The sequence below is a fragment of the Algoriphagus alkaliphilus genome (genome assembly GCF_900103735.1).
Lineage (GTDB): Bacteria > Bacteroidota > Bacteroidia > Cytophagales > Cyclobacteriaceae > Algoriphagus > Algoriphagus alkaliphilus.
Window position 1 is genome coordinate 260,672 of the sequence record NZ_FMXE01000002.1, and the last position, 11,686, is coordinate 272,357.

Annotated in this window: 9 protein-coding genes and 1 pseudogene; all 10 read right to left on the reverse strand. The window is 39.1% G+C overall.

What is annotated here, in order from left to right:
* Positions 1-10: 10 nt before the first annotated feature.
* Entirely contained in the window at positions 11-2,416 is a 2,406-nt protein-coding gene (locus BLQ81_RS01180; RefSeq protein ID WP_092728119.1) for a 3-hydroxyacyl-CoA dehydrogenase/enoyl-CoA hydratase family protein, read from the reverse strand.
* A gap of 44 nt (positions 2,417-2,460) precedes the next feature.
* Complete coding sequence (locus tag BLQ81_RS01185) at positions 2,461-2,922, reverse strand: MarR family winged helix-turn-helix transcriptional regulator (protein ID WP_092728192.1); 462 nt, start codon at positions 2,920-2,922, stop codon at positions 2,461-2,463.
* A gap of 253 nt (positions 2,923-3,175) precedes the next feature.
* Complete coding sequence (locus BLQ81_RS01190) at positions 3,176-4,924, reverse strand: AMP-dependent synthetase/ligase (RefSeq protein WP_092728120.1); 1,749 nt, start codon at positions 4,922-4,924, stop codon at positions 3,176-3,178.
* Between the two features lie 444 nt (positions 4,925-5,368).
* Positions 5,369-6,580: a peptidase associated/transthyretin-like domain-containing protein gene (locus BLQ81_RS01195; protein ID WP_245693123.1), complete on the reverse strand. Its 1,212-nt coding sequence runs from the start codon at positions 6,578-6,580 to the stop codon at positions 5,369-5,371.
* 96 nt (positions 6,581-6,676) lie between these two features.
* Positions 6,677-6,982: pseudogene (locus tag BLQ81_RS22565) on the reverse strand (Ig-like domain-containing protein); the annotation flags it as partial.
* A 71-nt stretch (positions 6,983-7,053) separates the two neighbouring features.
* Positions 7,054-7,947: a class I SAM-dependent methyltransferase gene (locus BLQ81_RS01200; RefSeq protein WP_092728121.1), complete on the reverse strand. Its 894-nt coding sequence runs from the start codon at positions 7,945-7,947 to the stop codon at positions 7,054-7,056.
* Between the two features lies 1 nt (position 7,948).
* Positions 7,949-9,814, reverse strand: coding sequence for a tRNA uridine-5-carboxymethylaminomethyl(34) synthesis enzyme MnmG (gene mnmG / locus BLQ81_RS01205; protein WP_092728122.1), 1,866 nt, complete (start codon positions 9,812-9,814; stop codon positions 7,949-7,951).
* Between the two features lie 77 nt (positions 9,815-9,891).
* Positions 9,892-10,317 carry an rRNA maturation RNase YbeY gene (gene ybeY / locus BLQ81_RS01210; protein ID WP_092728123.1) on the reverse strand — a complete coding sequence of 142 codons (426 nt, stop codon included), beginning with the start codon at positions 10,315-10,317 and terminating at the stop codon, positions 9,892-9,894.
* A 2-nt stretch (positions 10,318-10,319) separates the two neighbouring features.
* Positions 10,320-10,721 carry an ATP-binding protein gene (locus BLQ81_RS01215; protein ID WP_092728124.1) on the reverse strand — a complete coding sequence of 134 codons (402 nt, stop codon included), beginning with the start codon at positions 10,719-10,721 and terminating at the stop codon, positions 10,320-10,322.
* A gap of 40 nt (positions 10,722-10,761) precedes the next feature.
* Complete coding sequence (locus BLQ81_RS01220; protein WP_092728125.1) at positions 10,762-11,523, reverse strand: exodeoxyribonuclease III; 762 nt, start codon at positions 11,521-11,523, stop codon at positions 10,762-10,764.
* Positions 11,524-11,686 lie beyond the last annotated feature (163 nt).

Below are 11,686 nucleotides of genomic sequence, written 5' to 3' on the forward strand. Positions count from 1 at the left end.
GCTACTTTAATCAATTCCTAAGCGGTTTTCCTTTGAACAAAATGCTGTGAATTCGCTCCAGTGTCTTTTTCTCACCCGTCAAGCTCAAGAAAGCCTCCCGTTCCAGATCCAGCAAATACTGTTCACTCACTTCTGTAGCTGAGGACAAATCTCCTCCTGACATGACCCAGGCCAATTTCCTTGCAATTTTTGCATCGTGCTCGGAAATGTAGGATCCGTATTGCATTCCGGTAATTCCTGCCTCAAATAAAGCCAGGGAGGTTTTGCCCAGAACTTTTACATTGGTCTGTTGTACAGGTTGTGTATAACCGGCTGCATGCATGTCCATTACCTTAGCCTTGGCATCTGCCAATTGACGTTTTCTGTTCATCGAGATCCCATCCTTTGCTCTCAGATATCCCAAGGCTCGGGCTTCTTCAGCAGAGGTGGAAACCTTAGCTGTGGCGATATTCATGAAGTATTCCTGTAGCTGATTTAGCTCCACGTCGCCGTTGATGACCGCATTTGAAAACCTCAAAGTCATCTCTTTGGTACCTCCGCCGGCAGGAATTAATCCCACGCCAACTTCAACCAAACCCATGTACAATTCGGCATGTGCCTGAATGTGATCTGAGTGCAGAGAAAGCTCGCATCCACCACCCAAAGCCATATTGTGTGGCGCAACAACAACCGGAACGGAAGAATAGCGCGCACGCATCATCGTGTTTTGGAATTGGGCAATCATCATATTGATCTCGTCAAAGTCCTGATCTCCTGCAAACATGAACAGCATGGCTAGATTGGCACCCGCGGAGAAATTCCCCCCTTCGTTGCCAACTACGAGTCCTTTGTGGGATTTCTCAGCCATACCGATGGCGGTATTGATTCCTTCGATGACCTCGGCACCCATGGAATTCATTTTGGTGTGAAATTCCAGACCGATCACATCATCTCCCAAGTCATAAACTGTAGATCCTGTATTCCCCCAAAGTTTTTTACCGGCCGATTTTAAAGTATCAAGAATGATGAAATCTTTTGTGCCTGGAATCTCGAGATAGGTTTTGCTTGGAATGTCGTAGTAGAGTTTTTTGCCTCCATCGACTTTATAAAAGTTTTCGTGTCCTGCGGCAAGCATCTCATGAACCCAAGCAGCGGATTTTTCTCCGGCAGCTTCCATTTTTTCAACCGTCTCTTTTACACCGAGAATATCCCAAGTCTCAAAAAGACCCAATTCCCAGCCGAAACCAGCCGAAACAGCCTGATCGATTCGGTACAACTCATCAGAAATCTCAGGTATCCGGTTGGAGCAATATTTAAACAAATCGTAGAAAGATGCGCGGTAAAATTCTCCGGCCCGATCGTCAAAATTGACCAAGAACTTGAGCCGTTTTTTCAGATCCTCGATTTCCTTAGATGCCTCCAAAGCCTTGAACTTGGGCTTTTCCACATCTTTGTATTCGAAAGTTTTAAGGTCTAATTCTTTCAATTCTTTCGTTCCGTCCTTGTGTCGGATCATTTTGAAATAGCCCTGACCTGTTTTGTCACCAAACCATTTGTTGTTGTATAGCACTTCGACGATCTGAGGCAATTTGAATTTGTCACGGGATTCGTCGTGAGGAAGTGCTTTGTAGAGGTTATTGGCCACATTTACAGTGGTGTCCAGGCCGACCACATCCATGGTTCGGAATGTCGCAGACTTTGCCCTGCCAATGATTGGGCCGGTTAATTTGTCTACCTCAGATACACTGAAGCCCATTTTTTCGATGGCATGCATGCCTGAGATAATCGCATAGACTCCGATTCGATTGGCAATGAATGCCGGCGTGTCTTTGCAGAAAACCGTTTCTTTTCCCAAGAATTTATCCCCGTATTGCATCAGGAAATCGATGATTTCAGGATTTGTCTTCGGACCGGGGATGATTTCCAACAGCCTCAGATATCTCGGAGGATTGAAAAAATGAGTACCGGCAAAATGGGTCTGAAAATCCTCACTTCTTCCTTCGCACATCATGTGCATGGGAATTCCCGAAGTGTTGGATGTAATCAGCGTTCCGGGTTTTCTGTGCTTTTCCACTTTTTCAAAAAGTGATTGCTTAATATCCAATCGCTCCACGACCACTTCCATCACCCAGTCGTAGTCTTTGATTTTTGGAAGATCATCGTCAAAATTTCCGGTTGTAATCCGGTTGGCAAATGATTTGTCGTAGATCGCTGATGGATTAGACTTCAATGTATTCTGAAGTGCTGTGTTTACGATGCGGTTTCGGACAGCGGGATGCTCTTTGGTCATTCCTTTTTTCTGCTCCTCATCGGTAAGCTCAAAAGGAACAATATCCAGTAAAAGTACCTGTACGCCGATGTTGGCAAAATGACAGGCAATTCGCGATCCCATCACTCCTGAACCTAAAATGGCAACTTTTTTAATGGTTCTGTTCATTTTTTTGGGTTTTTGGTAGTCTATCCGCCAGGCGGAAAATCGGTTTATAATTCAAATATGGGCTTGTTGACCTCACTTACATTCACTTGCTCAATGACCCCCTGGATCTTTTCGAATACTCCGAAAAAAGTATTCAATTCCTCCTGGCTCACAAGCTCTCGGACTTGTTGATTGAAATCCATGATGGTATTGATCGATCTTTCCTTTTTTTCTTTTCCTTCTTCGGTCAGAAAAATCCGAACCGATCGCTTGTCAACAGGATCTGCTTTTTTGAAAATCAATCCCTTTTCTTCCATGGTTTTGAGCATTCGAGTCAGACTTCGCGTCTCCAAACCAATCAAGGGAGCAATTTTAGTTGCAGGAGTACCTTCCTTTGAATTGATATTGATCAATACAAAGCCAATAGCTGTCGTAAATCCCTCTTCAGCAGCTTTCTGATTGTACATGCGTGAAATGGCATGCCAGGCACTTTTGATATGATAGTCGACTGTCTCTTCTCTTTTCATGATACTCAAAAGCTCAAATTGAGGTCTTCTAAGGTATAAAAATTTTGTATGCATGCATACTAATTTAAAAAAAAGTTATGCATGCATCACAAATATTAAACAGGTTATTTAATGTTTTATAAAATTAAATATTGTAAAAAATCATTTTTTTTTATTTTTACAGAATAAAAATCAGGAATAATCAACTTGACCGAAAATAATTTTGATGTGAGGTGATTGTCATTTTTTGATTAAACGCAAAAAAACCAGGCCATTAAGCCTGGTATATTGATTCGATTTCCTTCGAAAACTTTTGATGGATAACCTTTCGCTTCAGTTTCATCGTCGGAGTGAGCTCTCCTGAATCAATTCCCCAAGTTTTATCCAAAAGCTTAAACCGTTTAATTTGTTCCCATTTCCCAAAATACTTGTTGAGTCCGTCAATTTCCGATTGATACTTTTCAAGGATCTCTGAATTGGAAATCATCTCTGAATCGGAGAGATAAGGAATATCTTTTCTTCTGCAATACTCCTTCAATCCATCAAAACTTGGTACAATCAAGGCTGAAGGGTAATTCTTCCCGTCACCAACCACGATGAGCTGTTCGATGAGCGGAGATTCTTTGAATTTATTTTCCATTACTTGAGGAGCTATGTACTTTCCTCCGGAAGTTTTGAACATCTCTTTTTTCCGATCTGTGATTTTAAGGTATTCGCCGTCCAGCTCACCGATATCTCCGGTATGGAACCAGCCATTTTTAAGTGCCTCTGAGGTCATTTCAGGCTCCTTGTAGTATCCTTGCATGACATTGGGTCCTTTGACCAGAATTTCGCCATCCTCAGCGATTTTCACCTGGACATCTTTCACAATCTTTCCGACATAGCCAATCCGAATCTCATCATAATTTCCAACAGAGGCTGAAACAACAGGCGAAGTCTCTGTTAATCCATAACCTTCACAAACTTTTATTCCGGCTGCCCAGAATACCCTTGCAAGACGCGGTTGCAATGCAGAGGCACCGGAATTGATCTGCATTACATTTCCTCCCAAGGCTTCTCTCCATTTCGAGAAAATAATTTTATTGGCAAGTTTGAGTTGAAAATCATACCATCCACCCATATCAGCAGCAGGGTCGTATTTAAGCCCTAAATTCAAAGCCCAGAAAAAGAGGTTCTTTTTTATACCGGTTAGCTCATAGCCTTTTGCTACAATTTTGTCATAGACTTTTTCCAAAAGTCGGGGAACTGTATTAAAAACGTGGGGCTGAACCTCCTTGAGATTATCACCGATTTTATCCATGTTTTCAGCATAGTAAATTGAAAATCCCATATAAATAAAGCAAAATGAACCCGTACGCTCATAAATATGACAAAGCGGCAGAAAGCTTAGAACCTTAGAAATTCCCGGAGGGGGAGTCATCGTATTGGAAACGGAAAGTACATTCGAAAGCACGTTGCTGTGGCTAAGCATGACTCCTTTCGGTTTTCCAGTGGTTCCGGAGGTATAAATAATTGTGAAAAGATCCTCACTTTTTACTTGTTCCTTTAATTCTTCCAATTTTGCCAAATCTCCCGATTCACCTTTTTCGTCCAAAGCAGACCAATGCTCCACACCCTTGATTTGATCAAAAGAGTATATCTGACGATCTGCAGCAACCGCTGCTGCTTTGGTGTAAATTTCCTTATCTCCTACAAAAATCATTTTCACTTCGGCATGATCAAAAATATAAGCATAGTCGTCCGAGGTAATGGTAGGATACATGGGGACTGATACTGCCCCAATCTGCTGCAGTGCTAAGTCAACAAAATTCCATTCGGGCCGGTTTTCTGAAATAATTGCCACCTTTTCCCCCGGATTGATTCCGGTTCTAATCAAGGCTAAACTAAGCTTATCAACTATCATCTTAAGTTCTCTGGATGAATAGGTTTTCCAAATTCCTTCCTCCTTTCGTGCCAAAGCAACTTCCTTGTCATAGGTAGAAATCTGATGCGGAATTAAATCAAAAAGACGGGTGAGTTTCATTATTTTCTTGGGTTTATGATTTTAATATTACCCAAATCAAAGTAGAATCACAAAAGCTATCCACAAAAATAACAGCGTATTAATTATATTATATTATTTAAATAAGAAAAACTATTAAGGTTATTAAGGGTGTGGATTTGTTGATAAAACCAAGGAAAATAGTTTGCCACAACCTGTAATAGCAGTCCTATGCTTTACTTACAACTTGTTAACGGGTTATCAACTCTTAATAGGTTGATCTTGATTCATTTAATTTAAAAAGTGTATAAAGACCGACTTTTCAAGAATAGCTAAATGTGGTTAAATGATCTGTGGAAATCTTTCTTTGCCATTGTGGACAAAGTTGGTCTTATCCCCAATTGGTATTGAATTCATTGAGATGAATTTCAATTTGTTTAAAAGATAGATTTTATCCCCGTGTTTCTGGAAGATATCCCCGCTGAATTATAGGTTGTCCACATGGTTTTCAGCTCGTTTTTGAATGCCTGTTGGATCAGTAGCATTTATATTTTGTTCATCCAGTGTCCAACCGCTTCTTATGAGTAATGCTTGTTCTTGTTCAGCATTAAAGAAGTAAAACACCCTTTCAGCTAGTCTTCTTTGGTTAAAATTTGAAGGATCCCACCGTTTGTTTCCGTTTAGATCTTCAATAACTCTTATTTTAAATGTACCTGCTTCCAGAAGTTTAAATGAATAGTCGTTCGAACTTTCCAGAAATTGTTCTCTGACTGTTTCATTTTTAGAATTTATCAATTGAACAATAAATGGAGGTTTAGCCCCCAGAATGGATCCTTTTATTTCGTCAGCTAGACTTTCTCGTTTTAATTTCCTGTAATTGGCTGAGAGTGGTGTTTCGTTTAATTGATTTTCGATATCTATAAAAGTAGAATCACTTGCCTTTATGGTAAAGATGTCTTTGGAAATGGAATCTGGTATAGAAAGTCTGATTTTGAGAAGATCCATTTTTATAGAATCCTCAAAAGCCATCATAGATCGTCTGACAGGTATTATTGAGGCTGTATCATAAGTGATAAACAATGAATCGAGACTAATTGACTTGATAGGTTTGTTAAACTTCAGTTCTATTTCCAGGTCTTTGTAAAAGCTTTTACCTGAATTAGCTGTGATTTGCAGTTTCTCGGGTCTCCTTTCGGACTCTGGAAATTTGGCCCAAATAAGCGAATCTTTCACGAATCCAACTGAATCTTTGACGTTTAAATTGAATGGAATGCTGTCTGCTTTTGGGCTATTTGGAAAGATTCTGATCCTGTTATCTGAAAAAGTGTAGAAAAATTCTTTTCCCAAATCTTTGTTTTCAATTTGAGTCTCAACAGGAGTCCGGTTGAGGAGAATGTCGAAATTTTTACCAAAAGGTGCTGTTCTTACTATTCTGATTGGTGTTAAATCACCTTTGGATAAGTTGAATCTTACATTTTCAATATTCTTTTCGAGTTTCAAGGTATCAAGCAAAAAATCGTACTCCTCTGATTTTGATTCTGCTTTCAATGTTCCATTTGCGTCTCTCCATGCGTATGCGAGGTAATTTCCGTTCTTGATATTCGTAATCGCGAAATTACCTAATGTGTCTACCTCACTGAGGTAATAAGGTGGTGCGGTGAAAACATCCGTTGTATCTCCAAGGGGATAAATACCCACTACTATATTTTTGTAATCCGGTTTTGATGCGGGAAAATGAAAATTGATGCTGCCTGAAATACTTAGGCTGTCAATTGAATTTCCTGTGGAAAAAACCAGTTTTAGGTTTTCTGCAGGATTTTCTTCCGATATGTCAACGATTGATTTTTGGAAATTGAAGACATAAGTGGTACTGTCTTCAAGTTCTTGATTTAGTTTGATTGTAACCACATTTTTCAGTGCTGTAAAAACCACCTTATCCTTGTCTATTCTCGGAGTGATTACAGTTCCTTTGGACGGATTATCGAGTTTGATATATTCATCAAAGGTCAGTTTTATTTCTTCAGGGCTTGTATTGATACTTTGGTTTGTCGGATTGGATTCCAACAGTACTGGTGGTTCTTGATCTCTTGGTCCACCCATCGGAGTACTCTGTTTTGCACAGGAAGCGCAAATCAGAAATGAAATCAAGGAAAATAGGAATCTTTGCTTATTCACTTTTTTTGAAAAATGAAAATATTGCTTGAAAATTGGCCGGGGGTTTTAGCAGAATGATTCGATTTAATTCCGGCCTTGAATGCACTCCAATATCTTGAAAGTAATGAAGAATCTTTTTGTAAATAACCTTCGGAAAGTAGCGATACGTAGAAGCTGTCAAACTTCATTGGTTTAACTTCCTTCAATTCCAGATTAAATTCCGTCTGTAGGGCTTGGATTGATTTGGAGTTAAAATGATAAAGATGCCTTGGAACATCCCAACCAGCCCAGTATTTTCCATATTTTTTACAATCCCAGCTATCAGCGTTTGGAACAGCAATAATAAGGTATCCATCTGAATTTAAATGGGTTATAATATTTTTTAGAGTTTTTCTTAATTCATGAATATGTTCAAGAACGTGAAATAGTGTGATGATATCGTAATCTGAATTTTTATTAAGTTCTTCTATTGAATTTTTTACTTTTTCGTTTAGCTTTAAATTCGCCTGATTTCTAGCTTTTTCATTCGGTTCTATACCGGATATCTTCCAGCCCTTATTTTTTGCTGCTTTTAAAAACTCTCCCGTTCCGCAACCATAATCTAACAGCTTTCCTTTTCTCTTAAGGTGCCTTATAAAATCGACTTTCTTTGAAATAGTGTAGTTTCTGACTTTTTGATAAATCCATTGCGTGAGATTTTTTGCTTTGTCCTCGTGAGAGTAGTATTCAGGAAAGTTATAATAAGGTCCAATCTTATTCTCAGTTGGTCTTGGATTGGTAAAGAGAAGCTCGCAATTGGAACATTTGCAGAGAATAAAATTTTCCTTGCTCACTGCATGGTCAGTGATTTCCGCATAATTAAGAAAACGCTCACTTTTGCAGAGTGGGCATTTGCTAAGTCTTTCGAGCATTTTATCTTCCTAAATAGACTGTCAAGATAGATAAATCCGCCGGTGATACGCCACTTATTCGTGATGCTTGACCGAGAGTTTCGGGACGAATTTTATTTAATTTTTGTCGGCCTTCGTTTGATAAAGCCGTTATAGATAGAAAATCAAATTTTAGAGGAATCTTGTAATTTTCCATATTTGATAGTTTTTCTACCATTTGCTGTTCCTTGTCAATATAACTATCATATTTGATTTGGATTTCAGCTTGTTCTAAAACGTCTTTTGAATACTTGTTCAAATATTGGCTTAACTCTTCATCTACTGTCATGAGTTCTTTAATTCCGATCTGTGGACGCTTGAGAAGTTTTTCGGCACTTATTTTTTCCGTGATCGCTGCAGTGCCGATATTATTTAAGCCATGATTGATGGTATGGGGACTTAATTTTTTTTGTTTCAGATCATTAATCAGTTTAGCTGTATTTGATTTTTTATCCAGCATTTTTTCCTTCCGTTCATCTGATGCAAGTCCAATATCATGTCCTAGCTGTGTGAGTCGCAAATCAGCATTATCCTGACGAAGTAGCAACCTGAATTCAGCCCTTGAAGTAAACATGCGATATGGTTCCTCAGTCCCTTTATTAATAAGATCATCTACTAAGACACCAATGTAGGCATCTGATCTTTTTAAAATAAAGGGATCTTTTTCCTGGACTTTTAGACTTGCATTGATTCCCGCAACTAAGCCCTGAGACGCCGCTTCTTCGTAACCTGTAGTTCCGTTAATTTGGCCTGCGAAATACAGGTTTTCGATATGATGCGTTTCAAGCGTTAATTTTAATTGAGTGGGTGGAAAGAAATCATATTCTATCGCATATCCAGGCCTGAACATTTTTGCATTCTCAAATCCGGGGATTAGTCGAATAGCCTTATATTGTACATCTTCAGGAAGTGATGTCGAAAATCCATTCACATAGATTTCGACTGTATCCCATCCCTCTGGTTCGACAAAGATTTGGTGTCTTTCTCGTTCTGCAAACCGGTTGATTTTGTCCTCAATACTGGGACAATATCTTGGTCCAAGGCCTTGTATCCTTCCATTGAACATTGGAGATCGATCAAAACCGGTTTCCAATGATTCATGCACTTCTTTATTGGTATAAGTAATCCAACAGGACCTTTGCTTGAGTAATGGCTGAGTTGAGTCTAAATAGGAGAATTTTTCAGGATTTTCATCTCCGAATTGCTCCTCCATCTTAGAATAGTCCAGGCTTCTTCCATCTACCCTCGGTGGTGTTCCGGTTTTCATCCTTCCGGCTTCGAATCCAAGCTGTATCAATTGTTCTGTTATTCCTTTTGCCGCAGATTCTCCAGTTCTACCTCCCCCGAATTGTTTTTCGCCAATATGAATGACACCATTTAAGAAGGTTCCATTGGTCAACACAACAGATTTTGCAGGAATTTCAATTCCAATTGCTGTTCTCACCCCTACTGCCCTTCCAGCCTCCACTAACAAGCCGGAAATCATTTCCTGCCAAAAATCCACATTTTGGTTCTGCTCGAGTGCAAGTCGCCACTCTTCTGCAAATCTCATTCGGTCATTTTGTGTACGTGGAGACCACATGGCAGGACCTTTTGATCTGTTCAGCATCCGAAACTGAATCATAGATTTATCAGATATGACTCCAGACAGTCCCCCTAAGGCATCAATTTCTCTTACAATTTGCCCTTTGGCTACGCCCCCCATCGCTGGATTGCAAGACATCTGTGCGATGGTGTTCATGTTCATGGTACAAAGGAGTACTTTGGAACCCATTGCTGCCGCTGCATGAGCTGCTTCACATCCGGCATGACCCGCCCCTACTACAATGACATCATATATTGGAAACATGGTAATTATTTTGATGTTTCACGTGGAACAGGCTGGAAAATCTAAAGCAAGATTTACAGGTGTTTCACGTGAAACAGTTAACTGTTTTCGTAAAGTTTAATTGCGAACGCTTCTTTTGATCTCATCAGTTCAGCTTGTTCTTTTGATTTGTCTTTGTAGCCCATCAAGTGAAAAATACCGTGACTTAAGACTCGGCTTAGTTCGGATTCTTCATTCTCTTGATGATTTGTTGCATTCTCTTTTACCCGATCAATGCTGATGAATATGTCGCCTTCGATGGTTTCTTCCTCTTCTGAATTATCGAAAGTGATGATATCTGTGTAAGTGTGATGGTTTAAATAATCTACATTGATTTGATATAGATATTCATCAGAACAGAATATGTAATTGAGCTCTCCTAGTTTGAAGTTTTCTGATTGAGCAATCTTTTTTAGCCAAGCCTTTCTTTTTAACTTCTGAGGTAAATCAAATTTGATTTCTTCCGAAAAAAAATTGACTGCCATACTCAGTCGATGTAAAAGGAAAGAACTGTCTTTTTACCTCCATTTTCAAATTTCACCTCGTCACTGAGGTGACGAATTAGAAATATTCCTCTACCTCCCGGTTTTTCAAGGTTTTCTGGGGCTGTTGGATCTTGTAGTGCTTGGAGGTCAAAGCCTACTCCTTCATCTTCAATTATAAAATTCAATTGTTCCCCGTCCATGTTTAATTCCAAGTGAACCAATTTGTTTTTGTCTCCTTGATTGCCATGTATGATTGCATTACTGATGCACTCAGTCACTGAGATCATGATATTTCCGTAGATGTCATCATTGATTTCGAAATTATCTTTTGCGTTATCGATGAAACTTTCGATGATTTTAATATTCTCTATCAGAGATGGAATTGAAATTTTAATTGATTTCATCTTGGAAATATTCAATGATTAAGATCTTCTTGAGTTATTCTTATTCTATTTCTAGCACAATTGGACAATGGTCGGAGTGCTTTATGTCTTGCAAAATTACTGCCCTTTTCAATCTGTTTTGCAATTCCTTGGTCGCCATGTGGTAATCAATTCTCCAACCCAGATTTTTCACTCTTGAATTCGCCCTAAAGCTCCACCAGCTGTATTGATGAGGATTGGAGTTGAATTGCCGGAATGTATCAATAAAGCCCGATTCAGTAAATTTATCCATCCAGAACCGCTCTTCAGGAAGAAATCCTGATGAATTTTTGTTGGATATGGGATTGTGGATATCAATGGCTTTATGGCAAATATTATAGTCTCCGCTGAGTATTAAACCTTGATTATCACTTTTAAGATCCTGAATGTAGCCATATATGTCATCCAAAAACGCGTATTTAAATTTTTGCCGTTCATCCCCTGTTGTCCCTGAGGGAAAATAGGAAGAGATAAACGAAAACCCATCAAAATCTGCCTGAATTATCCGTCCTTCGTCGTCGTAACGATTTAAACCCATTCCATATTTAACAGTGTTGGGTTTTATTTTGGAGAATATTGCCACACCGCTGTATCCTTTTTTCACAGCCGGATGCCAATACAGATTATATCCCAGATCTTGAAAGATTGTAGGATCAATATCTTTTTCCTGCGCTTTAATCTCCTGTAAACCAATAACATCTGGGTTTTCATCTTTGAGCCAATCCACAAAACCCTTGTTCATGGCTGAACGAATTCCGTTGACGTTGTATGAGATTAATTTCATATGATTATAATTTGTTTTTTAAATGCCATATGGAATGCCCAAAATAATCATTCCCCTGTGTGAGAATCTTTTCTCATGGGCATTTCATGTGTTTATAATTTGGTTTTTAATTGCCACATGGAATACCCCCAGATAATCATGCTCCTGTGTGTCGCTCTTTCGA